Here is a 25,460-nt window from a genome sequence, read left to right as displayed (position 1 = left end):
CTCAGAGCACCTTCTTGTCGGTCGGGGCGGCGTCGTCGCCCGGGGGAGTGTCCTTGGGGGACGCGGCCGGTGGGGCCTCGTCGAATGGATCTTCCTCCGTCGGTGGCCTGCGCAGCAGCGCGATGGACCCCGAGACCGTCGTCGCCTTGAGCTTTCCGCTGCCCGTGCCGAGGCGGCCGGTGATCCTCTTCGCCCCCCACTGGCCGCTGACCCGCAGATCCTCGAACGCGTTGGACACCTTGCCGCTCGCGGTGTTCGCCTCCACGTCCGCGTCCGTCGGATGCGGAAGCCGGATCGCGATCTCGCCGGAGACGTTCGTCAGGCCGATGTCGGTCGGGGCGCCCGCCGGGTCGAGGTCCACGATCATCGAGCCGCTCACCGATTCGGCCCGAACGGAGGAGCCCGCGCCCTCGAAGACGGTCAGGTCCCCGGAGACCGAGTGGAACCGCAGGTCGCCCGTGATGCCCTGCGCCTCCAGGCTGCCCGAGACCGTGTCGGCGCGGACCGGGCCCGAGAGGCCGACGAGGGTCGTGTCGCCGGTGACGCCCTTGACCTCCGTGTGCCCCTGGATCCCTGAGACCACGGCGTTCGCCCCGACCACGCCCACCTCGACGCGGGTGCCCGCGGGGACGGCCAGGGAGACGACCACGCTGCGGCGCCAGCCCTTGCGGTCGAGCCACTTGAGGAAGCCCCGCCAGGGCAGGTCGTCGTACGCCACCGACAAGGTGCCGTCCGCATGCGTGACCGTCAGCGGCGGCCCTTCGATCTCGGAGACTTCGAGCCGGGCGGAACCTTCGTCCGTGCCCACGACGTTCACTGTTCCGTTGACGACGCGCACGTGGAGTGTCGTCACGGGGGCGTCGAACGTGAGCTTCCGGGGCTCGGCGACGGACCACTCTGACATCGGGCTGACCTCCTCGGTGAGCTGTCAACGCGCCATATCGCGTCTCTGAGATACACGATATATCGCGGTCATGGAAAGTCAAGGCGTCCTGGCTTCTCTGCGCTAAATATGCTGATTTGACCTAGCGTGGGGCCATGCCGTCCGAAGCTTCCGAACACACCGCCGCCGGTGCGCTGCTGCTCTGCCGGGCCGAATCCGATGTGGTCGAGCCCGCAGCCCGCCTGTTGCGCGAACGGATGCTGCTCGCTCCGGCGGGACGCGGGTGGAGCGTGCTCGTGCCCGAGGGCAAGCCCTGGGTGCACGGCGACGAGCCGGTGGACCGGGTGCTCGCCGGGTGGGCCACCGCCCTCGCCGTCGGGTCGACCTGGCCGGTGCTCGCGCTGTGGTGGGACTCCGACCGCTCGGGCTGCACTCTCGCGGCAGGCTTCCGGCGCACCGTCGAATACGTATGGCTGGCGAACGGGACGCCCGTGGGCGAGGACGAGGCGCTGCGCACCTTTGCCGCGCGGCTCGGACTCGACCCCGTCCTCGATCTGCAGTCCCTGGAGCCGCTGGGACGCCCCGACACGGACGCCGACGCCCGCGCCCGGCTCCTTGCCCTGCTCGCCGTCCTCACGCGGGCGGGAGTGGCGCTGCCGACCGGCCTTGGACCGGGGGAGCCCGCGGACCGGCTGCGTGCGGTGGCGCGGACGGTGCAGGGAGTGCGGGAGATCGAGTGGTCGGGTTGGCGGGACGCGGTACGGGCGGAGCTGGACGTGGTCGAGCGCGGGCGCTTGGGGCCGTGGCTGCGGGGCCCCAGGGCCCGCGCCCTCGCCGCGGCGCAGGTGGCTGCCGGGCTGCCGCTCCTGGCGTGGGCCGTGTGGCGGCGCAGCGGGGGATGGGCGGTGGCGGGCACGCTGCTGCTGGTGCACGGCTCTGTGGGGTTCGCCTACGACAGGGTGCGGGCGGCTGACGCCGGGCCCGGGCGGGGCTGAGGGAGAGCGTCCTGAGCTTCCCGGCCCTCGACCGCCGGGCGAGCTCGACTTCCGTCAGGCGTCGGCGGTCGGGCTCTCGCCTCGGGATCGAGCAGGCCGTCGTACTGGACACCGGCCTCGGGGCACCGACTTCGCGCGGGCACGCGAAGTGGCCGCCGCGCATGTCGCGAGCTATGTGGCCAACGCGCCCCATCAAGCCGCGAACGTACGGCGGATGGGGTTCGGTGACGAGGACACCGTGGGTGGGCCGAGTCGCCGGCTTGTGGACGCGATCGTCGCCTACGGAGACGTCGACGCCCTCCACGCGCGCGTGCGGGAGCACTTCGCTGCGGGCGCCGACCATGTCTGCGTACAGGTGCTCGGGACGGAACCGGGTGCGCTGCCGCTGCCTGAGTGGCGTGCGCTCGCCCCCGCGCTCACCGAGTGATGCGCCGCGCTACTCGTCCTCGTCCTCGTCGTCCAGACGGGCCAGCCAGGTCGCGAGGCGCTCGACCGGGACCTCGAAGTCGGGGTTGAGGTCGACGAAGGTGCGGAGCTGCTCGGCGAGCCACTCGAAGGTGACCTCCTCCTCGCCGCGCCGCTTCGCCAGCTCCTCGATGCCACGGTCGGTGAAGTACAAAGGGGGCTCCGCTGAACTCGAAAAGGCTCTGACTCGGTCAGGATAAGGGGCATTCCCTCGCTCTTGCCCCCTGCATGGAGTTAGCCTGCTTCTCCTTGTCATGGGGGAAACGGGGGTCTTTTGTGACGGATGGGATCGCACAGATTCGGCTCGACGACGGCACCGCCGTCTGGGCGCGCATCACCGAGGCACAGGAAATCGACAGCGGCGGCGGCTTTCGGGACACCGGGGTCGGTGACCGCGTCATCGACATGGCGAGCGGACTCGGCGACATCGTGAGCGGAGTGGTGGGCTCCCTGCGTTCCGGGCTCGGGCCCACCGGCTCCGTCGAGGTCGCCGTGAACTTCGGCATCGAACTGTCCGCACAGTCCGGCAAGGTCATCAGCGTCCTCGCCGACGGCAGCGGCAAGGCGTCCGTGTCCGTGTCGCTGACCTGGACGGAACCCGCGGCCACGGCGACTGGCGCGCAATGAGCGCCTTCCAGGGGATAGTGCGCCCCTCGCTCGCGCGCATCGTGGCGCCTGGCGGGGGGTATGAGCAGCACGGTGACCACTACTGGGGTTCGGGTTTCTTCATCGCCCCGGGCTGGTTGCTGACCTGCGCGCATGTCGTGGGAAAGGGGGGAGCCGCAGTGTGGCGGAACGAAGAAGCCGTCGGCGTCGTCTGGCAAGGCGGTACCGCCACGGGCAGGGTCGTCCTCGCCAAGCCCCGGCCTTCGGTCCCCGAAGAGAACCGGCCGCGCTGGGAGCTCCCCGACATCGCCCTGGTCCACGTCCCGGATGCGCGCGACGCCCCGTGCGTCTGGCTGAGCGAACGGCCCCCCTCCATCCCCGCCGAGATCAGCCTGCACGGCTGGTCGCGGGAGACCGGTGACCTCGGAGTGCGCGACGGGCTCGGCACGGCCCAGGCGCTCGACACGAGGGCTCTCCTTCTGACCGGCGTCCTGCCGGTCGAGGGAGTCTCCGGCGGGCCCGTCGTCGACCGGGAGTCCGGAGCCGTCGTCGCCCTGGTCAAGGGCGTCGGCCGCAGAGAGGGCGCCGCCGTCCCGGTCACCGCCCTGCACGAGCTGTACGACCTCCCGGGCGGTGATGTGCTGCACACGGTCCTGCGTGAACACGACCGCCATCACCTGCGGCGCTACCGCGCGGGCGGGCCCGGTGACTGGACACGCACCCAGCTCCAGCTGCGCACCCGCGGTGCGCCCGGACTCACCCCGGACCTGCGGGTGCACCTCTACGGCCTCCTCGCCGAACTCCCGCCGCCCAGTGGCCCCGGCGAGGTCATGGACCTCGTCCATGAGGTCAAGTGCCGTGTGCTCGCGGACGATTACCGCTCACCCATCGAATACGACCCGCGCACTTGGCGGGAGGGTGCCGGGCTCCTGCACGACCTGCCCGACATCCGGGGCACGGCGAACTCACGCGAACTCGACCTAGACGCCGTGCTGTTGTACGCCGCGAAGGTTGCCCGGCACACCACGCTCACCCGCCGTGACACGGCCCCCGCGGACGTACTGCGCGACCTCGCCGACTGGCTGACATACCGGTCAGGGATGGCCCGCGGTCCGATCGCCGAGGAGATCGCCCTCGCCCTCGCCCCGATCCTGACCGGCAACGGCAACGGCAACGGCAACGGCACCAGCACCGGCACCCATGCCCCGCCTGTCGCCACCGTGCGGGAGAACCGCCCCCAGGCCCGTGCGGACGTCCTCGTCGAGATCGGCGACCCCGACTACGGCGACCGCTACCCGTGGAGCGTCAAGCTGCTGTTCGACGGCCGCGACGTGACCCCGCTGGACGGCGACGACCGCGGCGTGCCGCGCTCCCGGCTGCGCGAGACCCTGCGCGAACCTCTCGCCGACGCGCTGCGCCTGGGTGACAGCGGGGAGAACCTCGCCGCCGTCGAGGCTCTGCTGCCCCGGCAGTTGTTCGACGAGCCGCTCGACGCCTGGCGCCTGATACCCGACGGGGCCGACGAGGACGTGTACGACGAGTGGGACCCGCCCTACATGCCCCTCGGCCGACGCCGGGTCGTCGTCATACGCGACCGCAGGCGCAACGTGAGAGACGCCATTCCCGAGTGGCGGCGGATGTGGAGCGCCGCCACCGACGGCCCGCTGGCCGCCGTGCCGTTGCGCGACGAGGCCGCGATGTCGGGCCACGCCCCGTCCGTACGCCGCGAGAGCAAGCCCGCGGCGTTCGGCAGGCTCATGGGAGCCGAGCGCGGTTCCGTGCCCGTCTACTGCGGGCATGTCGGCCATGGCGACGGCTTCGCCGCCATGGCCACCGCGCTCGCCGCCGGACACCCGCTGGTGCTGTGGCGTCGCAACGGCCAGAACCACAGCGACTGCCAGGAGTTCCACCGCCGGGCCGGCGGCTTTCTGGCCAAGGCAGGCAGCGCCGCCGGACTCCGCGACCGCATCCAGGAACTGCGCGTCCACGCCAGCGCACCGGAGCTGGCCGTCGACTCCGGATGGGCCGACGGCGTCGCCTTTCTGTTCGACCCGCCCGACCGCCCGCCCTACGGCACCGAAGCCGTCTCCCCGCCGCCCATGGAGACCTGATGCACCGTCAAACTCCTGAAGTGGCCCGGAAACTGGCTCGGCGGTCCGGGCCGAACCACGGTAGTCTCATCGTCGCCTGTACCCGCTGCGCGGCCTCACCAGAGCCGGGAGGAGCCCAAGGTGAATGACTGGCGGATCTACCGAGGTGTCGGTGAGCCGCACGACGGAGTGCAGCGGTTACCCTCTCCACCCCCCTGGCGTGACTTCACGGCCTCGGAACGGGACGCGGCCCCGGGCACCGACCCGAGTACGGCCCGCAGGCTCGGCTTCCAGCGCACCCTCGTCGAGAACTACGCACCCAGGCCCGCCGAGACCGACGCCGTCAACGCCGCGCTGTACCTGCGCCGCCCGCTCCTGGCCACCGGCAACCCCGGCACCGGAAAGTCGACCCTCGCCTACGCCGTCGCCCACGAGCTCGGCCTTGGCCGGGTCCTTCGCTGGCCCATCGTGAGCCGCTCCACCCTCCGGGACGGGCTCTACCGCTACGACGCCATCGGCCGCCTCCAGGACGTCCAACTGGAGCGCGCCCAGGGCGACTCGGGGAGTCAGGCCCCCGCGCCCGGCATCGGCTCGTACATCCGTCTCGGGCCGCTCGGCACCGCGCTGCTCCCCTCCGACCTGCCACGCGTGCTGCTCATCGACGAGCTCGACAAGAGCGATCTCGACCTCCCCAACGACCTCCTTAACGCCCTGGAGGAGGGCGAGTTCGCCATTCCGGAGCTCGAACGCATCGCGGACCGTGAACCCTCCGTCCAGGTGCTCACCGACGACGGCCGCAAGGTGACCGTCACCGGTGGCCGGATCGCCTGCACCACGTTCCCGTTCATCGTGCTCACCTCCAACGGCGAGCGGGACTTCCCGGCGCCCCTGCTCAGGCGCTGCATCCAGCTCGAACTCGAGCCGCCGGGCGAGGAACAGCTCAAGTCCATGGTCGAGGCCCACCTCGGTGGCGCGGGCGCCACCGAGGGCCGCGACCTGATCGACCGGTTCCTGGAGCGCGAGCCCGGCGAGGTCATCGCCGCCGACCAGCTTCTCAACGCCCTCTATCTCACCCAGCACACCCCGCACGCCGAGCGCCTCACCCGGGAGCGGATCGCCACCTTGCTCATGCGGCCCCTCGACCGTTCGAGGTGATGGCCGGATGCCGCGGACGCATCTGGGAGAGCTCATCGGCAGGCTCAGGGACGGCGGCCTCGACCCCACCGCCGAGGAGGTGGCCGACGCCGTCTGGCTCGCCCAGTGGTTACCGCGCGCCTCCCGGCCCGGCGAGCCGGGCGCCCCGTCGGCCGCCGTCCCGCCGCGGTCCGACGACACCCGGGAGGAACCGGAGCGGGAGGGGACCGAAAATCCCCGCGCCGAAGACCCCGAACCCTCACACCGGGTAGCGACGCCCGCTGACGTGCCCCTGCATCTGCCCGGCGGCACGGCGGACGCCGGAGGAGCGGGCCTCGGCCTTCCCGTACGAGCCCCGGCGGCGGCCGCACTGCCCGGACTGCTCGGATTGCAGCAGGCCCTGCGCCCCCTGCGCCGCTACGCCCCGTATCCCGACCACTCCCTCGACGGCGGTATCGACGAGGAAGCCACCGCAGAACGCTCCGCCGCGACAGGCCTCCTCATCCCCGTCCTGCGCGCCGCACGCCGCCGGAACGCCGACGTCCAGCTCCTGATGGACACCGGGCCCGCGATGGCCGTATGGGAGCAGTTGGTCGAGGAACTGCGACAGGCCTGCGAGCAGTCGGGTGCCTTCCGCGACGTCCAGGTCCACCAGCTGTACGACAACGGAGACGGCAGCCTGCTCGTCGGCACCACCACGGGACCGCACAGCCGCACCCGTCTGCGCTCGGCCAATCAGCTGCACGACCCCGCGGGCCGCCGCCTCACCCTGGTCGTCAGCGACTGCGTGGGCCCGTTGTGGCAACGCGGCGCGGTCCAGCGGCTGTTGCACTCCTGGCCGGTCGGCTCGCCGATCGCCGTGGTCCAGCCGCTGCCCTCCCGGCTGTGGACGCGTACGGCGCTGCCCGCCGAGCCGGGAGTCCTCACGCGCGGGCCGGAACCGGGCGGACGCACCGTCTTCGATCCCGACGACGAGCCGTGGGAGCCGCGGCCCGCGGGCGCCAAGGCCGTCCCCGTACTGCAGCCGACCCCCGAGGCGTTCGCGGCCTGGGCGCGGCTGCTGTCCGGTCAAGGCGGCCCGGTGCGCGGCTGGGCGGCCTGGGTGGGACCGGCGTCCGACGGCTCCGGCATCCCGCTCGCCCCCGCGCCACCCGCGGGTCGCAGCGACGACGAACTGCTGCGGGCCTTCAGGGCCACCGCGTCGCCCGGCGCTCTGCGGCTCGCCGTCTGCCTCGCGGCGGCCCCGCTCTCGCTGCCCGTCATGCAGCTCGTCCAGCGCACCATGCTTCCCGACACCGGGCCCATGGAGCTGGCCGAGGTCCTGCTCGGCGGGCTGCTCAGGCAGCTCCCGGGGACCGAGGCCCGGCCCTGCTTCGTCTACCCCGCACGCGTCCAGGAACTGCTCCTCAGCTCCCTGGGCCGGGCCGCCGCCGGACTTGTGCTCAAGCACTGCTCCGCCTATGTGGAACGCCACTTCGACCGGGGCACCCGCAACTTTGCCGCCATCGCCGCGGCCCGGCTCGACGGACACGGCGGGCAGGACGGGCAGGGCGGGCAGGACGGGCAGGATCGGGGCCCGGACACCGCACCCGGTACCGACGAGGGACTCGATGAGCTCGCCGGCACGACGCACGCCGGGGTCGAGTCCGAGCTGTTCGCCACGGTCCCCGCGCGCGTGCTGCGCTTCTACCAACCGGATCTGGTGGCCGCCGAGCCCCTCCTGGAGGCCGAGCGCCTCCTCGCCCGGTGGCACGACCAGGCGGACCCTTCCGTGCTGCTCCGGGCACGGACACAGGCCGAGGCGGCGCTGCACGGCAGCGGCGCCGCCGGGGATGCCGACAGCGGCGTACGGGCGCGTCTCGTTCTCGGCCGGGTGCTGCGCGCCGAGTCCACCACGTCCCGCGTGCGCGGGGCCGGGCGCCGCCTCACCCTGCTGCACGAGGCCGCCGCCGTACTCGACGAAGCCCTGGGCGCGGCTGCCGACGGCAGCGTGGCCCATGCCGATGTCGCGCTCGAACTCGCCTCGGTGAACCACGAGTTGTGGCATGCCACGCAGGACGCGCACTTTCTGCGGCAGGCACTCGCCGCGCTGCCCGGGGATGCCGCACAGTGGCCCGCGGACCGCCGCCGCGCCCTGCTCCTTCGCCGCGGGCGACTTCTGCTCGCCGACGGGAATCCGGCCGCCGCCGCCCGTGATCTCCGGGTCGCCTGCGACCTGTTGGATGCCGAGGGTGCTCCTGACGGCGTCCGCTGCCCTGCCCTGCTCGACCTGGCCGAGGCCCTGCGGGGCATCGATACTCCCGAAGCGACCGCCGCCGTGTTCGCCAGGGCGGAGCAGGCCGCCGGTACGGACCCGGTGCTGCGCCTGCGCTGCCTCTCCGCTCAGGCGGCCTTCCACGAAGCGACCGGCGACCACCAGAACGCCGACCGTGCCTACGAAGCCGCCGCCGGCCTCGCACCGCCCGACAGCGCCCGCCGCAGTGGACTGCTCACCCTCTGGGGCGAATCGCTCCTGCGCCGCGCCGCCGCTGACACCGGCGCGGCGATCGTCGACCGCGCCGAGAACGTGCTGCGCGAGGCGCTCACGGCGCTGCCCGCGCGTGCCCCCGACCGCGGCAGGCTGCTCGGCCTGGTGGGCGGCGCGCTCGCCCAGCGCTTCCGCCATCTCGGCTTCCTGCCCGACCTGTTCGAGAGCCGCCATCTCCTCGGCCAGGCGATCCGGGGCACGCACGACGCGGGGGTTCGCGCCGAGGGGCGGCTCCAACTCGGCCGTGTCATCGTCGAGTTGAGGCGCCGTACCGGCACGCCGGTACTCGCCGATGCCTTGCAGGCCTATGAGTACGCCGAACAGGAAGCCCGCATTGCCTACGGCCGCGCACCGGGGTCGGTGACGGCCGCGCGTGCGCTGCACGGGCAGGGCGGTGTGCTGGAGCTGATGGGGCGCTCGGCGGCCGCGCGCAGCGCGTATCGGTCGGCCGCTGACGAGTGGCAGCAGCTGGTTGGCGTGCTGCGTGAAGTTGACTGGCGGGAAGTCGAGTTGACGCGGACGAGGCTTGCGGCCGCGGAGGTGGGCCGGTCGGCGTTCCCCGGCGGTGTCGACGGCTTGTCCGGCAAGGACTGGGACCGGGCGTCCCCACCGTGGTCACCCTGGGGAGGGGTGCGGGCCGTGATCACCGCGTAACACGCGGGCGCGTGGCCGGAGTTAAGTCGAACATGTTTCTGTTTCACCGGCCTCGGGAAGAACCGTGCAGCCGTGACGGTCGTACGGGGCGGGCGGCGTGAGAGGGGAGATGATGGTGTCGGAGCGGGGGAAATGGGTGACCGGCCCCGAAGGGGGCCCCGGGCGAGCGCCGCTCCTGCCCGATCTGGCCCATGTCGACCTGCGGACATTGCGTGCCATGAACGATCCACGGCTCGCCGAGGCGGTCGACCGGGTGCTTGGGTATTCATCGGAGCTCAGTGAGACCTGGTACACCGGTGACGACGGCACAGACACCGACCGCGACCGGGCAGCGGTCGCCGACCGCATGTTTCCAGCCAGAAGCGGTGTTTCGCCGCACGGTGAGGAAAGGACGGGGTGACGTCGGCGCCGGTGTCCTCCGAGGTTCTCGCGCAACTCGCCAGGACCAGGCCGGCCCCGGCGGGTACGGCGGCACTGAGTGCAGGGCTGCACGCCCGCCGCTTGGTGCTCCTCAAGGCACTCCTCGCCCGGATCGACCGGGGAGGCGACCGACTGGGCTCCGCTGCGCGCCACCGGTTCGACCGCGACTGGGCCGTGCTGGAGCGGGCCGAGCAGTCCGACGCCGCAGCCGCCCGGGGGGTCGTCGACTACCCCATGACCGGCGCCTGGCTCGCCGAGACCCTCGCCGCGCCCGACGGACCTGCCTTCGAACGCCATCTCGCCCACCTGGGCGCCGTCGCCGCCGCCGCTGCTCTGCGCGCCGGGTGCCGGGTGGCCATGGATGTCGACGTTCCCTCCGGGGTGCTGGCCCTGACCGGCGTCGGCGTGCTGCGCTGTCCCACGGGCCGCGCTCGTCTGCACATCAAGTCAGGTCTGATGCGCATCACCGGCAGCGGATCTCCGGGCGGCGTCCTGCTGCATGTGCCGCCGGGTGTCCAGCGACCGCGCGGCGGTGGCGTCCTCTGGGCCGGGCTGCGCACCCTGCTCGGGGGCGCGGTGGTCATCGACGACCTGGACCCCTATCGCGTACCGCCCTCCGGCATCGGTCCCGATGCCCTCCCGGCCGTCGAGCGATCCACTGTCAGGGACCAGGCCTGGGCCTTGCGCTGGAAGGGCGCCCAGCAGCTGCTCGCAGCGACTGACCCCGACAGGGCGGCCGAGGTCCGAGCTGTCCTGCGCGCCGTCGTGCCGCTCGCCGCCGGCGCCGGGCGCGACGACGGCAACCCGATGAGCGCCACGCTGCGGGCCGCCCCTGGGGCCGTACTGATGTCACTGCCCGCCGGACCCGCACAGATGGCGGAGGTACTCGTCCACGAGGCGCACCACACCAAACTGGCCGCGCTCCATGAACTCGTACCGTTGTGCGAGCCCGAACGTGGCGCCGTGCACCGGGTCGGCTGGCGCCCGGACCCCCGCCCCATCGCGGGGGTCCTCCAGGGCGCGTACGCCCATCTGGCGCTCGCCGACCTGTGGCGGCGGGCGCGCGCCGGGACCGCGACGCCCGAACCGTGGCGGCGGCGGGCCGCAGAGCAGTTCGAGACATACCGCGAACAGGTCGGAGGTGCCTTGTCTATCCTGCTCGAATCCGATGAACTGACCTTCGAGGGGCGGGAGTTCGTTCAAGAGATGGGCAGGCATCACGCGAGCCTCGGCCGGGCCTCCCGGGTCTTTGGGTGACACTGTGTCAAGTTGCGGTGACGTTGTGCAGGTACGGTTCGATAGGGAGTGCTGATGGCGGAACAGCGGCGGTCGGGCGGTGCCGGTACGTCAGATCGAGGCGGTAACGCTGAGCCGGAGCGATTCCTGGTGGTCTTCCCCGGCTATCACCGGCCCTGGGCCGCCTGGATCGCGCACCGGCTGGAGAGCCATGGTCACCGGGCCACGCTGCAGCGCTGGGACCCGCGCCGTGACGATCCGCTCGAAGACGCGCTCGGCGACCTGTTGCTCGCCCGGGGGCGAGTGCTCCTCGTCCTCAACGACTGGTTCTTCGAGCTGGGCCCACGGCCCGCCAGCGAATGGAACGATGTCCTGCGCGGTTTCGTGGCCGCGAACGCCGATCGGTTCGCCGCCGTCAACCTCACCAATCGCCCCCTGCTGCCCTCCACAGCCGTACTCGAACCGGCCACCCTGTGGGGGCTGGGCGAGGAGGAGGCCGAGGAGCGCCTCCTCAGCAGGCTCGGTCTGGAGCCCGGTACCGCTGCCCGGCGGACCACCCCCGTGCGCAGCGTCCGTTTCCCGGAGACCCAGCCCGAGATCTGGGGCGAAGTGCCGCGCCGCAACTCCCGGTTCACCGGGCGTGACGACCTGCTCCTCGAACTCCACCAGCGGCTGACCGACGCCGAACGAGGCAATGCGGCCTGCACGCTCGTAGGCATGTCCGGCATCGGCAAGACTCAGGTCGCCGCCGAGTACGCCAACCGCTTCCGCCCTGACTACGACGTCGTCTGGTGGGTCAACTCCGACGACCGCAATGTCCAGCGCGACCGGTTCGGTGAACTGTCCGCCGCACTCGGGCTGCGCAGCGGCAACGAGCCCGGCGAACGCATCCGCGCCGTACGTGACGCACTGCGCAGGGGCGATCCGCACTCCCGCTGGCTCGTCATCTTCGACGGCTGGGACGACACGGACGGTGCGAACGTCCTGCTGCCGAACGGTCCCGGACACGTGCTGATCACCTCGCGCAACCGAGGCTGGGGCGAGCACACCGATGTACTCGAAGTGCCCGGCTTCGACCGGTCCGAGTCAACCGGCTATCTGATGCGCCGTGCCCCGCACGTGACCGCCGAACAGGCCGATGAAGTGGCCATCGAGTTCGGTGATGTCCCTCTCCCGCTGGTACAGGCGGCCTCGTGGCTCGGTGAATCGGGCATGGAGGTGCCGGAGTACCTGCGGATGGTGCGGGAGCGGCGCCTTTCCACCGCCGACGAGCTCTCCACGGGTGACGGTCTGCCCCACTCGTCGCTGACCTCCTGGTCGATACTGATCAACCGGCTCCGCCGCTCCCAGCCGCAGGCCATCGAAGTCCTCAACCTGTGTACGTCCTTCGCCCCCGGCCGCATCCCGCTCGGCCTGATCCGCGCCTACCCACAGGCCGATCTGCCCGAGGAACTGCGCTGGATGGCCACAGATCTGCCCGCCTGGACGCGAGCCCTGGACACCCTCGTCAACTACTCGGTCCTCAGCCGCGAGAACCGCGGGCCTGCCAACACCGACATGGGCCCGCACCAGGAGTCCGTGCACATGCACCGGCTCGTCCATGACATCGTCACCCGGCTCACCGACGACGAGGGCCGGGAGATCTACCGCAGGGCCGTCCGCAGGCTGCTCGCCGAAGCGGACCCCGGCAACCCCATGGACAGCAGGCACTGGCCCCGGTACGCGGAGCTGCTGCCCCACCTGGAGCCTTCCGGAGCACTCGAAAGCACCAGCGACCGGGTCCAGGTCGCCATCCTCAACTGTCTTCGCTACTGCTTCCGCAGCGGCGAGTTCAAGGCCGGGCTGCAGCTGGCCGAGCAGATCCGCCACCGATGGTCGGGATTCATGGACCCGTTGGCCCGGCCGATGCTGGAACTCGCCACTCAGGAGAGCAACATCCTGCGGGCCAGCGGCCGCTTTCGCGACGCCTACGAGCTCGACCGGACTCTCATCGAACGGCTGCGTGTCGCCGAGCCGCGCAACGAGCACGCCGAGCTCCTCACCAACAACACCATCTCCAGCAGCCTGCGCCACCTCGGGCAGTATCAGGAGGCCATCGAACTGCAGTCGGCGGTGCTGGAGAACGCCCAACGCCTCCTCGGTGAAAGCGAGTACCTCACTCTCGTCGCGCGGCACAACCTCGGTGTGGGCCTGCGGCTGCTCGGCCGCTACCAGGAGGCGTACGACCTCGACGTCGAGACCCTCGCCCGGCGCGAGAGCGTCCTGCGCGCCCGGCACGTCAACACGCTCAACTCCGCCAACGCCTGCGCCCACGACCTGCGCCTGCTCGGCCGCTACCGTGACGCGGTGGCGCGCCAGGAATCAGTGCAGCGGCTCCATGTGCAGGTGCTCGGGCCGCAGCACCCGCAGACCCTGTCCGCCCGCGCCCAACTAGCACTCTGCCGCCGCCGCGAGGGCGGCTTCCAGCAGGACGTCGGGACCATGATGGCCAGCCTCCTCGACCAGCTGGAGCAGGTGCACGGCCGGAGCCACTACCGCACGCTCTCGTTCATCACGGACTACGGAAACTACCTGCGCGAGCACGGGGATCTGAGCCAGGCCAGAGATCTGATCGCCGAGGCGGAGTCCGAATACCGGGCTCTGCTCGGTCCCGCACACCCCGTCGCCACCGGCATGGTCGCCAACACCGGGCTGATCATGCAGGCGGCCGGTGAACGCGCCGAGGCCATGGCGATGTTCGAGTCCGCGCTCGGCGGACTCACGGCCACGCTGGGCGCCGACCATCCCTGGGTGCTCGGCTGCGCGCTCAACGCGTCCGGTGCACGCAACTTCAACGGCCGCATCGTGGAAGCCGCCGAGCTGAGCCGGGAAACCCTGCGGCGGGCCCGCCACACGCTCGGCGACGAGCATCCGCTGACCCTGTCCTGCCAGGTGGCGCTCGCCGCCGACCTGCGGGCGCTGCGGGAACGGGAGGAGGCCGAAAAGCTGGAGGGGGACGGCCTGCTGGCGCTGACCCGGACGCTCGGAGCTCAGCATCCGCACACCCTCTCGGCACGCCAGCGCAACCGCCCGTACTGGGACTTCGAGGCGTACCTGGGATAGCCGCCCCGCGCAGAAGCCGAAAGGGCCCGGCACCCCCTGGGGAATGCCGGGCCCTTTCAGGTCCGTACGGTCAGATCCAGCTGGATCAGGCCTCGAAGACCTCGCGAAGCAGCTGCTCCTGCTCCTGCTCATGCCGCTTCTTCGAACCCACCGCCGGGGACGAGCCGTGCGGCCGCGAGATGCGGCGCAGGCGCTCGCCGTGCGGGATGTCCGCGCCGACCGCCAGGTCCAGGTGGTCGATGAGGTTGAGGGCGATGAAGGGCCATGCGCCCTGGTTCGCCGGCTCCTCCTGCGCCCACAGGTACTTCTCGGCGTTCGGGTACTTGGCGATCTCCGCCTGGAGCTCGGCACCCGGCAGCGGGTACAGGCGCTCGATGCGGATGATCGCGGTGTCCGTGACCTCGCGCTTCTTCCGGTCGGCCTCGAGGTCGTAGTACAGCTTGCCGGAGCAGAAGACGACCTTGCGGACCGCCGACGCCTCGACCGAGTCGTCGCCGATGACCGGGCGGAAGCCACCCGTGGTGAACTCCTCCGTCTTCGAGGCCGCCGCCTTGAGGCGCAGCATCGACTTCGGGGTGAAGACCACCAGCGGCTTGTGGTGCGGGTTGTGCACCTGCCACCGCAGGAGGTGGAAGTAGTTCGACGGAAGGGTCGGCATCGCGACCGTCATGTTGTTCTGCGCGCACAGCTGGAGGAAGCGCTCGATACGGGCGGACGAGTGGTCCGGTCCCTGGCCCTCGTAGCCGTGCGGGAGAAGCAGCGTGACGCCGGAGTGCTGGTTCCACTTCTGCTCGGCGGCCGAGATGTACTCGTCCACCACCGTCTGCGCGCCGTTGACGAAGTCGCCGAACTGCGCTTCCCACATCACCAGGGACTCGGGACGGGCCAGTGAGTAGCCGTACTCGAAGCCCATGACCGCGTACTCGGAGAGGAGCGAGTCGTAGACGTTGTAGCGGGCCTGGTCCTCGGAGAGGTACAGGAGCGGCGTGAAGTCCTCGCCCGTCTCACGGTCGATGAGGACCGCGTGACGCTGACCGAACGTGCCACGGCGCGAGTCCTGGCCCGAGAGCCGGACCGGCGTGCCTTCGAGGAGCAGCGAACCGATGGCGAGGGTCTCGCCCATGCCCCAGTCGATCGTGCCTTCCTCGACCATCGACATGCGGCGCTGCAACTGCGGCAGCAGACGCGGGTGGACGGTGACCCGGTCGGGGATGTTGACCTGGGACTCGGCGATCCGCTTGACGACCTCCTGGGTGATGGAGGTGTCGACGTTCACCGGGAACTCGGCCTCCGGGGCCGGGACCTCGGCCTCGGCGGGCTGCGAGATGGCCTCGCGGACCTCCGTGAAGACCTTCTCCAGCTGCCCCTGGAAGTCCTGCAGGGCCTGTTCGGCCTCTTCCAGGGTGATGTCGCCGCGACCGATGAGGGACTCGGTGTAGAGCTTGCGCACCGAGCGCTTCTTGTCGATCAGGTCGTACATCAGCGGCTGCGTGAACGCCGGGTTGTCCGACTCGTTGTGACCGCGGCGGCGGTAGCAGATGAGGTCGATGACCACATCCTTGTTGAACGCCTGGCGGAACTCGAAGGCGAGTCGCGCGATGCGCACGACGGCCTCGGGGTCGTCGCCGTTCACGTGGAAGATCGGCGCCTCGATCATGCGGGCCACGTCGGTGGCGTACATGGAGGAGCGCGACGACTCCGGGGCGGCGGTGAAGCCGACCTGGTTGTTGATGACGATGTGAACCGTGCCGCCGGTGCGGTAACCCCGCAGCTGCGACATGTTCAGCGTCTCGGCGACCACACCCTGGCCCGCGAAGGCCGCGTCACCGTGCAGGGCGACCGGCAGGACCGTGAAGTCCGTGCCGCCCTTGTTGATGATGTCCTGCTTGGCGCGGACGATGCCCTCGATGATCGGGTCGACCGTCTCCAGGTGGGACGGGTTCGCCGCGAGGGAGACGTTGATCTGCTCGCCGTCCAGGCCGGTGAAGGTGCCCTCGGCGCCCAGGTGGTACTTCACGTCGCCGGAGCCGTGCATGGACTTGGGGTCCATGTTGCCCTCGAACTCGCGGAAGATCTGGGCGTACGACTTGCCCACGATGTTCGCGAGGACGTTCAGGCGGCCACGGTGGGCCATGCCGATGACGACCTCGTCCAGGCGGGACTCCGCGGCGCTGTCGATGACGGCGTCGAGCAGCGGGATGACGGACTCGCCGCCCTCCAGGGAGAAGCGCTTCTGACCGACGTACTTCGTCTGCAGGAACGTCTCGAAGGCTTCGGCGGCGTTCAGCCTGCGCAGGATGCGCAGCTGCTCCTCGCGCTCGGGCTTCGTGGCGTGCGTGCGCTCGATGCGGTCCTGCAGCCACTTGCGCTGCTTCGGGTCCTGGATGTGCATGAACTCGATGCCGGTGGTGCGGCAGTACGAGTCGCGCAGGACGCCGAGGACGTCGCGCAGCTTCATCATCGACTTGCCGGCGAAGCCGCCGACCGCGAACTCACGCTCGAGGTCCCACAGGGTGAGGCCGTGCTCGGTGATGTCCAGGTCGGGGTGCTTGCGCTGCTTGTACTCCAGCGGGTCCGTGTCGGCCATGACGTGGCCGCGGACGCGGTAGGAGTGGATCAGCTCGAAGACGCGGGCGGCCTTCGTGACGTCGTCGTCGTGCGAGGCGTCGATGTCCTTGAGCCAGCGGACCGGCTCGTAGGGGATGCGCAGCGCCTTGAAGATCTCGTCGTAGAACTCGGACTCGCCGAGCAGCAGGTTCGCGACGTTGCGCAGGAACTCGCCGGACGCGGCGCCCTGGATCACCCGGTGGTCGTAGGTCGACGTGAGCGTCATGACCTTCGAGATGCCGAGCTTGTTCAGGGTGTCCTGGGACGTGCCCTGGAACTCCGCGGGGTAGTCCATCGAGCCGACGCCCATGATGACCGACTGTCCGGGCATCAGGCGGGGGACCGAGTGGACCGTGCCGAGGCCGCCGGGGTTGGTCAGCGAGACCGTCACGCCGGTGAAGTCGTCCATCGTCAGCTTGTTGTCGCGGGCGCGACGGACGATGTCCTCGTAGGCCTGCCAGAACTCGAAGAAGTTCAGCGTCTCGGCCTTCTTGATGCCCGCGACGACCAGCTGGCGGTCGCCGTTGGGCTTCACCAGGTCGATCGCGAGGCCGAAGTTCACGTGCTCCGGCTTGACCAGGGTCGGCTTGCCGTCCTTCTCCACGAAGGAGTAGTTCATCGACGGCATGGCCTTGATGGCCTGCACCATCGCGTACCCGATGAGGTGCGTGAAGGAGATCTTCCCGCCGCGGGCGCGCTTGAGGTGGTTGTTGATGACGATGCGGTTGTCGAAGAGCAGCTTCACCGGAACGGCGCGGACCGACGTGGCCGTCGGGACCTCCACCGAGGCGTTCATGTTCTTCGCGACCGCGGCGGCGGGGCCGCGCAACGTCACGTACTCGGGCCCTGCGGGAGCCTCTGCCGCGGGCTCCGCCTTGGCGGCGGGCTTTGCGGCTGCGGGCTTCGCTGCGGGGGCCGGGGCCGCTGCTGCGGGCTTTGCCGCAGGAGCCGCAGGAGCCGCAGGAGCGGCGGGTGCGGCAGCGGGCGCGGCGGGAGCAGCCGGAGCGGCTGCGGGTGCAGCGGGGGGTGTGGTGGCCGCAGCCCCCGCGGCTGCGTCACCCGCCGGCTTGGCCGGAGGGGTGGCGACGGACGCGCCCGCTCCTGGCTTGTAGTCGGCGAAGAAGTCCCACCAGGCTCGGTCGACCGAATTCGGGTCCTGGAGGTACTGCTGATAGATCTCGTCGACGAGCCACTCATTGGGACCGAAGGCCGCAGCAGGGCTCTTGCCTTGCCCGTCTTGGTCGGTCGAGATGCTCGAGCTACTGGGGGACTGTGACGACACGGCGGTAACCGCCCTCTTCCGCTTCACAAGGTGATGGACAGCGGGAATTAAGGCTACGCCTCCATCGGCGCCAGGTGCAGACCGGCCCCGTCATCCGTCGCGTAAGTCACATTGGACGGATGGTTTCGGCGACGTAAATGGCGGGAAACAAGCGGAGTTCTGCAACGCCAGATGGCCGCGCGGGCCAGGCCCAGCGCGGCGGCGTCACCCGGGCGCGCTTCCGATGCGCCCGCGAATCGCTTCCTTTTCGAACCCTACGTCAACTTCGCACTTCGGGCAGGCCCGGAAGGGTGACCTGGATGCGGCAGCCACGAGGGGATTCGGCCACACCGATGTGTCCGCCGTGCAGATCGACCGCCCAGCGCGCGATGGCGAGCCCGAGGCCGGTGCCGCCGTCGCTGCCGGGTCCCTGTGGCGGGGTGTTGGCGTGGCTGCCGCGGTTGAAGCGCTCGAAGACCCGGTGCCACTCGGACTCGGGGATGCCGGGGCCCTCGTCGAGGACCTCCAGGTCCAGGGACTCGGGGTAGAGGCCGCGCCGGGCACGCACGGTGACGCGGCCGTGCGGCGGGCTGTGCTTGACCGCGTTGTCGATGAGGTTGGCCACGACCTGGTGCAGCCGCTCGGCGTCCGCGTGCGCGGTCAGCTCGGGCGGCGTGACGTCCAGGTGCAGATGCACGTCCGTACGCGTGTGACTGCCGGAGCCCGACGCGATGCCCGCGCGGGCGGAGGCCACCATGTTGGCCTCCTTCAGGACGCCCGACAGGTAGGGCCACACCTCGAAGCGGCGGGCCCGCAGCGGTACGACGCCGTTGTCCAGGCGGGAGAGGTCGAGCAGGGTCTCCACGAGCCGCCCGAGGCGCTCCGTCTGCTTCAGGGCCGTACGCATGGTCTCCGGGTCGGCGGCGGAGACTCCGTCGACGACGTTCTCCAGGACCGCGCGCAGGCCCGCGATGGGGGTGCGCAGCTCGTGCGAGACGTTGGCGACCAGTTCCTTGCGCTGCTGATCCTGGGCCTCCAGATCGTCCGCCATGCGGTTGATCGTGGTGGCCACGTCGCCCAGCTCGTCACGGCGGTCTGCGCCGCGCACACGGCGCGTGTAGTCGCCGTGCGAGACGGCGCGCGCCACGGAATTCATCTCGTCCAGGGGCGCCGTGAGGCTGTGTGCCACGAACTGCGTGATCAGCAGCGTGGCGATCACCGAGAAGACGGTGATGAAGCGCAGCTCCGTCTCCGTCTCCATCGCCACCATCAGCAGACCGGTGGTGATGAAGACCGAGACGACCACCAGGGTGCCGAGCTTGGTCTTGATGGAAAACGGCCGCAGGCCGCCGAAGGGTCCACTCATCGAATGGCCCGCCTCACGGGGTCGGGGTCTCCAGGGCGTATCCCACGCCGTGCACCGTACGGATCCGCTCGGCGCCGATCTTCCGGCGCAGGGCCTTGATGTGGCTGTCGACGGTCCGGGTGCCCGACGCGTCGGCCCAGTCCCACACCTCGGCGAGCAGCTGCTCGCGCGAGAGCACCGCACGCGGCGTATTGGCCAGGCAGACCAGCAGGTCGAACTCCGTCGGCGTCAGATGTACGTCCTCGCTGCGGACTCTGACCCGGCGCTGTGCATGGTCGATCTCCAGCTCGCCGAGCCGCAGGATCCCGCTGCGCGGAGTGGTCGCCGCGAGCGCCGCCCGCTCGACCCTGCGCAGCAGGACGTGCACGCGGGCCGCGAGCTCCCGCATGGAGAACGGCTTGGTCATGTAGTCGTCGGCGCCGACGCCGAGCCCGACCAGCATGTCCGTCTCGTCGTCGCGAGCCGTCAGCATGAGGACGGGAACCGGCCGCTGGGCCTGTACCCGACGGCACACTTCAAGCCCGTCGAAGCCCGGCAGCATGATGTCCAGGATCAGCAGATCGGGCTGCCAAGCCTGTGCGGTGTCGACCGCCGAAGGGCCGTCCACCGCCGTTTGCACTACGAAACCCTCGGCACGTAGCCGGGCAGCGATGGCGTCGACGATCGTCGGGTCGTCCTCGACCACCAGAACCCGGCGCTGGGCGCCTGGCATCGCCGCCGTCGCACCGTTGTGGGAGGTGTGTGTCTGCTCCATCGCCCGCCCCTGACACTGATCGCTTGTGTTCGGTCAGCAGAGTACGGGTCGCGAAGGCACCTCGGCTACGCAGCCCTTACGCCGAGATGAACCACGTCGGGTACGCCTCGGGCAACGGGGATCTCTTCCGTCCGTACCGCCTGGAACCCGGCATTCCGTAGAGCATCGTCGAAAGCGGACGAGGGCTGGGCGGACCATACGGCGAGCACTCCGCCGGGGTTGAGGCGAGCCTGACAGGACGCCAGACCGGCGGGAGAGTAGAGGGAGTTGTTGTCCTCCGTCACCGTCCAGCCAGGACCGTTGTCGATGTCCAGACAGAGGGCGTCGTACGTTTTTCTGGTGCTTTTGGAGGAGCCTGCGCCAGACAGATGCGCTACGAGGTCTGTGTGCAGGATCTCCGTACGCGGATCGGCGAGCGCGGCACCGGAGAGCCCGGCCAGCGGGGCATCCGCTCCCGAGCGGTGCCAGTCGATGACGGCCCGCTCGCGCTCCACCACGGTGATACGGCCCCAGCGCCGGTCGGCCGCAGCGTGGGCGAGGGAGAAACCGACGCCCAGGCCGCCGATGAGGATGCTCGGCTCCGGGCGGCCGTCGAGGGCGTCGTACGCCGCGTCGACGAGCAGCCGCTCCGAGCGGCCGTCCGAGGTGTCCATGAGGAAACAGCCGTTGGCGATGATCTGCAGAAGCGCACCGTGGCGCCGCAGTACGACTTCGCCGTACGGCCCCTCACGCCGGTCGATGACGACGGGAGCGGTGGTGTCGGTGCGCATGCCCGCCAGCGTATGAGTGCGGGCCCGGCCTCGGGGGGAGACTCGGAACGCGGCGCGGCCCGATGCGGACGCATCCGTGACCTGTGAGGTTGATGTGATTCGCGCTACACGTGGTCCGGATCATAGACAGCGCTCGAAAAAGCGGCCAAGGGTGGAACGGAACAAAAGGAGCGCCTCACCGTGAACCGGAGTGCGTCGGCTGCCCCCGAGGCAACCGAGGAGATCGCCCCGCCCGGCCTCGACGGCATCCCGCGCCAGCGGGAGCGCGAGCCCGAAGCGGCCGCCGTCGCCGGGCCCCAAGAGGCGTGCGCGGCAACCGCGGCCGAGGGCGGCGCCGCCTCCCCGGGCCGTCTGCGCCGCTTGAGCCGCCTGAGACGCCCGCACCCCTGGCGCCTGCTGCCGACTCCCACGGGTACGCCCTTCACGTTCGGCTATGCCGCGATCCTCACCGCGACGTCAGTCCTGACGCAGCGCGCGGACCCGTCCCTCATCGCGACCCTGCACCAGCACTCCAGCACGGACGTGGCGCACCTGACGCAGGAGCCGTTCCTTGTCCTGGTGGCCAGCGCGCTGTGGATCGCGGGCGGCATCGCGTCGCCGTACGCGATCGGCTTCCTGCTGGTCCTCACGGCTCTGGAGCGCCGCATCGGCGCGCTGCGCACGGCGGGCGTCTTCCTGCTCGGCCACATGGTGGCCACCCTCGCGACCGAGGTCCCGGTCGGCCTCTCGGTCCTCGCGGGTCATCTTCCCGACAGTTCCCTGCACCGGCTCGACTACGGCATCAGCTTCGGCGTCGCCGCGAGCGTCGGCGCGCTGGCAGGACTGTTCAGGCCGTGGCTGCGCTGGCTGGTGCTCGCCGGATTCGGCGGCATGCTGCTCGACGACCTGATCGCGTTCACGGACCCGATGACGAACTGGGGCCATCTGCTCGCGCTCTCGCTCGGTGTCGCCACATGGCCGCTGCTGCGGCGCCGCCCGCGCGCATTCAACTGATCGCTCACAGCGAACACCCCCTGGGGAACATTCAAGGACTCACGAGCATTGAGTCCACATAGCTCAACTTGAATGCCGAAGGGGAGATCATGACTACTGAGTCCAAGGCGTCCACACCACTTACGCTGCCCGTGCTGCCGCTCGACGACGAGGTTGTCCTGCCCGGCATGGTGGTTCCGTTCGACCTGTCCGACACCGACGTACGCGCCGCCGTCGAGGCCGCCCAAGCGGCAGCTCGCTCCACTGGCAGCAGCAAGCCGCAGGTCCTTCTTGTTCCGCGCATCGACGGGACGTACGCCGCGACCGGCGTCCTGGGCACCGTCGAGCAGGTCGGGCGTCTCTCCGACGGCGACCCCGGCGCCCTGATCCGCGGCCGTTCCCGGGTACGGATCGGTGCCGGGACGACCGGGCCCGGTGCCGCGCTCTGGGTGGAGGGGCTCAAGGTCGACGAGACCGTGCCCGATCCCCTCCCGGGGGCTGTTGCCGAGCTGGTGACGGAGTACAAGGCCCTCGCCACGAGCTGGCTGAAGAAGCGGGGCGCCTGGCAGGTCGTCGACCGCGTCACGCAGATCGACGACGTCTCCGCCCTTGCCGACAACTCCGGATACTCCCCCTTCCTCTCCACCGAGCAGAAGATCGAGCTCCTGGAGACCGACGACCCGACCGCCCGCCTGAAGCTCGCCACCGAGCAGCTGCGCGAGCACCTGGCCGAGCAGGATGTCGCCGAGTCCATTGCCAAGGACGTACAGGAAGGCGTCGACAAGCAGCAGCGCGAGTTCCTCCTTCGGCGCCAGCTCGACGCCGTGCGCAAGGAACTGCGCGAGATCAACGGCGAGCAGGACGGGGAGGAGTCCGACGACTACCGCACCCGCGTCGAGGCCGCCGACCTCCCCGAGAACGTCCGGGAAGCCGCCCTCAAGGAGGTCGACAAGCTGGAGCGTTCCAGCGACCAGTCGCCCGAGGGCTCCTGGATCAGGACCTGGCTCGACACCGTCCTCGAACTCCCCTGGAACGAACGGACCGAGGACGAGTACGACATCAAGGGCGCCCAGAACGTCCTGGACGCCGAGCACGCGGGCCTTGAAGACGTGAAGGAGCGCATCACCGAGTACCTCGCGGTGCGCAAGCGGCGCGCCGACCGGGGCCTCGGGGTCGTCGGCGGCCGTCGTGGCGGCGCGGTTCTCGCCCTGGTGGGGCCTCCTGGCGTCGGCAAGACGAGTCTCGGCGAGAGTGTCGCGCACGCCATGGGCCGCAAGTTCGTGCGGGTCGCGCTCGGCGGCGTACGCGACGAGGCGGAGATCCGCGGACACCGTCGTACGTACGTGGGGGCGCTGCCCGGCCGCATCGTGCGGGCCATCAAGGAGGCCGGTTCCATGAACCCGGTCGTGCTCCTCGACGAGATCGACAAGGTGGGCTCCGACTTCCGCGGCGACCCGGCCGCCGCCCTCCTCGAAGTCCTCGACCCGGCGCAGAACCACACCTTCCGCGACCACTACCTGGAGGTCGAGCTCGACCTGAGCGACGTGGTGTTCCTTGCCACGGCGAACGTCATCGAGGCCATCCCCGAGGCGCTGCTCGACCGCATGGAGCTGGTCAGGCTCGACGGATACACCGAGGACGAGAAGGTCGTCATCGCCCGCGACCACCTGCTCCCGCGCCAGCTGGAGCGGGCGGGCCTGCAGACGGACGAGGTGACCCTGGACGAGAGCGCGCTGCGCAAGCTCGCGGGGGAGTACACCCGGGAAGCGGGCGTACGGAACCTGGAGCGGTCCGTCGCTCGGCTGCTCCGCAAGGTCGCGGCCAAGCACGAACTGGGCGAGCAGGAGCTGCCGTTCACGGTCGGCGAGGGCAATCTGCGCGACCTCATCGGGCGCCCGCACCACGTGCCCGAGTCGGCGCAGGACCCGGCCGAGCGGCGCACGGCGGTGCCGGGCGTGGCGACCGGCCTCGCGGTCACCGGCGCGGGAGGTGACGTCCTCTTCGTCGAGGCGTCGCTCGCCGACCCGGAGACCGGCGCCGCAGGACTGACCCTGACCGGTCAGCTCGGCGACGTGATGAAGGAGTCCGCGCAGATCGCCCTCTCCTTCCTGCGCTCGCGCGGCGCCGAACTGGAGCTGCCCGTCGCCGACCTCAAGGAACGCGGCGTGCACATCCACTTCCCGGCGGGCGCGGTACCCAAGGACGGGCCGAGCGCGGGCGTCACCATGACGACCGCCCTGGCGTCGCTGCTCAGCGGCCGTCTGGTCCGTACGGATGTGGCCATGACCGGTGAGGTCTCGCTGACCGGGCGCGTCCTGCCGATCGGCGGCGTCAAGCAGAAGCTGCTCGCCGCGCACCGCGCCGGGATCACCACGGTGATCATCCCTAAGCGGAACGAGGCCGACCTGGACGACGTCCCGGCCGAGATCCTGGAGAAGCTGGACGTGCACCCGGTGACGGATGTCCGCCAGGTGCTCGAACTGGCCCTGACCGAAGCCGAGGTGCGGGTTCCGGCCGCCGCGTGACGGAGGCGGCCGGTGAGTGAAGGCCCGGGACCCCGTAAGGGGTTCCGGGCCCTCGTGCGCGAGAGGGGCGGTTCAGCGGGCGGCTCAGCCGTTGGCGAGCGCCTGCACCCTGTCGAGCGCGCCGTTGAACTTGTTGTGGTCGCCGACCGTCGGACCCGTGGAGGTGTACTGCCACATCGTCTGGACGCCCCAGCCGGCGGGCAGCTCACCCGGAGAGGTGTTGTAGCGGGCGATCCAGAGCGGGTTGTTGGCGGCGAAGCCCCCGTAGTTGCCGGTGCACTGCTTCCACCAGCTGGTGGCCGTGTAGATGACGGCGTCGCGTCCGGTGCGTGCCTTGTACTGGTTCAGGAAGTCTCGGATCCAGCTGACCATCGCGGACTGGGACTTGCCGAAGCAGGCAGCCCCGTACGGGTTCCACTCGATGTCGAGCGCGCCCGGCAGCGTCTTGCCGTCACGCGACCAGCCGCCGCCGTTGTCCACGAAGTAGTTGGCCTGGGTGGCGCCGCTCGTCGTGTCGGGCGTCGCGAAGTGGTAGGCGCCGCGGATCATGCCCACGTTGTATGAACCGTTGTACTGCTGGGCGAAATAGGGGTTCTTGTAGTACGTGCCTTCGGTGGCCTTCACGTAGGACCACTTCACGCCGCTGTTCCAGAGTGTCGACCAGGCGACGTTGCCCTGGTGGCTGCTGACGTCGACGCCTTCGGTCTGTGCGGCGTCGCGACCGGGCGGGAGACTGCCCTGCCCGTCGTGCTCGATGACGCCCTGGCCCATGCGGGCCGTGCCGCGGGCCGGTATGTCGTCACCGCCGGCGGCCTGTGCGGCGCCTGGCAGGGTCAGGAGGAGGGAGAGGGCGGAGAGGACTGAGAGCAGGATTCCGGCCGCTGACCAACGAGAGCGGCGGGGGGTTCCGGGTCTGTGCACGGGCATGCGTGCCTCCGTTAGGCCTCGGTTGAGCTCGATGGAGCTCGTGGGGGGACCTGTCGACACGTTCGTGGTGTGAACATGTCATGTACGACGCTACGCACGTAGACCCGTGGCTGGGAAGGGGTCCTGATGCCTGCCGTTGGTCTACTCCTGCGGCGGCGTCCTCGGC

18 protein-coding genes are annotated in these 25,460 nt (G+C 70.6%); 11 read left to right on the top strand and 7 right to left on the bottom strand.

Annotation, left to right across the window (positions count from 1 at the left end):
• Position 1 precedes the first annotated feature (1 nt).
• Positions 2-904: a DUF4097 domain-containing protein gene (locus ACFQ7F_RS11985; protein ID WP_383269499.1), complete on the bottom strand. Its 903-nt coding sequence runs from the start codon at positions 902-904 to the stop codon at positions 2-4.
• A gap of 134 nt (positions 905-1,038) precedes the next feature.
• Between ACFQ7F_RS11985 and ACFQ7F_RS11980 the strand changes: the two genes are divergently transcribed.
• On the top strand, positions 1,039-1,878 hold the full coding sequence (locus ACFQ7F_RS11980) for a hypothetical protein (protein ID WP_383269497.1): 840 nt from the start codon (positions 1,039-1,041) through the stop codon (positions 1,876-1,878).
• A gap of 148 nt (positions 1,879-2,026) precedes the next feature.
• Positions 2,027-2,305 (top strand): hypothetical protein, encoded by a 279-nt coding sequence (locus ACFQ7F_RS11975; protein WP_383269495.1) that lies wholly within the window; start codon positions 2,027-2,029, stop codon positions 2,303-2,305.
• A gap of 9 nt (positions 2,306-2,314) precedes the next feature.
• Here the strand turns inward: ACFQ7F_RS11975 and ACFQ7F_RS11970 are convergent, their stop codons facing one another.
• Positions 2,315-2,497 carry a DUF6104 family protein gene (locus ACFQ7F_RS11970; RefSeq protein ID WP_161252429.1) on the bottom strand — a complete coding sequence of 61 codons (183 nt, stop codon included), beginning with the start codon at positions 2,495-2,497 and terminating at the stop codon, positions 2,315-2,317.
• 122 nt (positions 2,498-2,619) lie between these two features.
• Between ACFQ7F_RS11970 and ACFQ7F_RS11965 the strand changes: the two genes are divergently transcribed.
• From ACFQ7F_RS11965 to fxsT, 7 genes are all read left to right on the top strand, one after another.
• A complete protein-coding gene (locus ACFQ7F_RS11965; protein WP_383269493.1) occupies positions 2,620-2,970 on the top strand; it encodes a CU044_2847 family protein in 351 nt (116 codons plus the stop codon).
• Positions 2,967-5,060, top strand: coding sequence for a trypsin-like peptidase domain-containing protein (locus ACFQ7F_RS11960; protein WP_383269491.1), 2,094 nt, complete (start codon positions 2,967-2,969; stop codon positions 5,058-5,060). The genes ACFQ7F_RS11965 and ACFQ7F_RS11960 overlap by 4 nt, the downstream gene beginning before the upstream one ends.
• Before the next feature lie 120 nt (positions 5,061-5,180).
• Complete coding sequence (locus tag ACFQ7F_RS11955; RefSeq protein ID WP_383269489.1) at positions 5,181-6,194, top strand: AAA family ATPase; 1,014 nt, start codon at positions 5,181-5,183, stop codon at positions 6,192-6,194.
• 7 nt (positions 6,195-6,201) lie between these two features.
• Positions 6,202-9,354: an SAV_2336 N-terminal domain-related protein gene (locus ACFQ7F_RS11950; protein ID WP_383269487.1), complete on the top strand. Its 3,153-nt coding sequence runs from the start codon at positions 6,202-6,204 to the stop codon at positions 9,352-9,354.
• A 136-nt stretch (positions 9,355-9,490) separates the two neighbouring features.
• Positions 9,491-9,754 carry a hypothetical protein gene (locus ACFQ7F_RS11945; protein ID WP_383269486.1) on the top strand — a complete coding sequence of 88 codons (264 nt, stop codon included), beginning with the start codon at positions 9,491-9,493 and terminating at the stop codon, positions 9,752-9,754.
• Positions 9,751-11,031, top strand: a complete 1,281-nt coding sequence (locus ACFQ7F_RS11940; protein WP_383269484.1) for an aKG-HExxH-type peptide beta-hydroxylase — start codon at positions 9,751-9,753, stop codon at positions 11,029-11,031. Before ACFQ7F_RS11945 ends, ACFQ7F_RS11940 begins: the two co-directional genes overlap by 4 nt.
• Positions 11,032-11,085: 54 nt before the next feature.
• Entirely contained in the window at positions 11,086-14,112 is a 3,027-nt protein-coding gene (gene fxsT, locus ACFQ7F_RS11935; protein WP_383269482.1) for an FxSxx-COOH system tetratricopeptide repeat protein, read from the top strand.
• Positions 14,113-14,197: 85 nt separating this feature from the next.
• Here the strand turns inward: fxsT and ACFQ7F_RS11930 are convergent, their stop codons facing one another.
• The 4 genes from ACFQ7F_RS11930 to ACFQ7F_RS11915 form a co-directional block, all read right to left on the bottom strand.
• Complete coding sequence (locus tag ACFQ7F_RS11930) at positions 14,198-18,001, bottom strand: multifunctional oxoglutarate decarboxylase/oxoglutarate dehydrogenase thiamine pyrophosphate-binding subunit/dihydrolipoyllysine-residue succinyltransferase subunit (protein ID WP_383269481.1); 3,804 nt, start codon at positions 17,999-18,001, stop codon at positions 14,198-14,200.
• 259 nt (positions 18,002-18,260) lie between these two features.
• On the bottom strand, positions 18,261-19,346 hold the full coding sequence (locus ACFQ7F_RS11925) for an ATP-binding protein (RefSeq protein ID WP_383269479.1): 1,086 nt from the start codon (positions 19,344-19,346) through the stop codon (positions 18,261-18,263).
• 13 nt (positions 19,347-19,359) lie between these two features.
• A complete protein-coding gene (locus ACFQ7F_RS11920) occupies positions 19,360-20,100 on the bottom strand; it encodes a response regulator transcription factor (protein ID WP_383269477.1) in 741 nt (246 codons plus the stop codon).
• Positions 20,101-20,165: 65 nt separating this feature from the next.
• Entirely contained in the window at positions 20,166-20,870 is a 705-nt protein-coding gene (locus tag ACFQ7F_RS11915) for a spermidine synthase (RefSeq protein WP_383269475.1), read from the bottom strand.
• 180 nt (positions 20,871-21,050) lie between these two features.
• On the opposite strand from ACFQ7F_RS11915, the gene ACFQ7F_RS11910 reads away from it, so the two are divergent.
• Both ACFQ7F_RS11910 and lon read left to right on the top strand, forming a co-directional pair.
• Entirely contained in the window at positions 21,051-21,863 is an 813-nt protein-coding gene (locus ACFQ7F_RS11910; RefSeq protein WP_383269474.1) for a rhomboid-like protein, read from the top strand.
• A gap of 89 nt (positions 21,864-21,952) precedes the next feature.
• Entirely contained in the window at positions 21,953-24,367 is a 2,415-nt protein-coding gene (lon, locus tag ACFQ7F_RS11905) for an endopeptidase La (RefSeq protein WP_383269472.1), read from the top strand.
• A gap of 84 nt (positions 24,368-24,451) precedes the next feature.
• Here lon and ACFQ7F_RS11900 read toward each other — a convergent pair whose 3' ends face one another.
• The gene (locus ACFQ7F_RS11900) at positions 24,452-25,294 is read right to left on the bottom strand and encodes a lysozyme (RefSeq protein WP_383269470.1); all 843 of its coding nucleotides are present in this window, start codon (positions 25,292-25,294) and stop codon (positions 24,452-24,454) included.
• Positions 25,295-25,460 lie beyond the last annotated feature (166 nt).

Origin of the sequence: Streptomyces sp. NPDC056486 (assembly GCF_042795295.1) — a bacterium.
In the GTDB taxonomy this organism is placed as follows: Bacteria; Actinomycetota; Actinomycetes; order Streptomycetales; family Streptomycetaceae; genus Streptomyces.
Note: the sequence above shows the minus strand (reverse complement) of the source record. Positions and strands in the feature narration are given on the sequence as shown.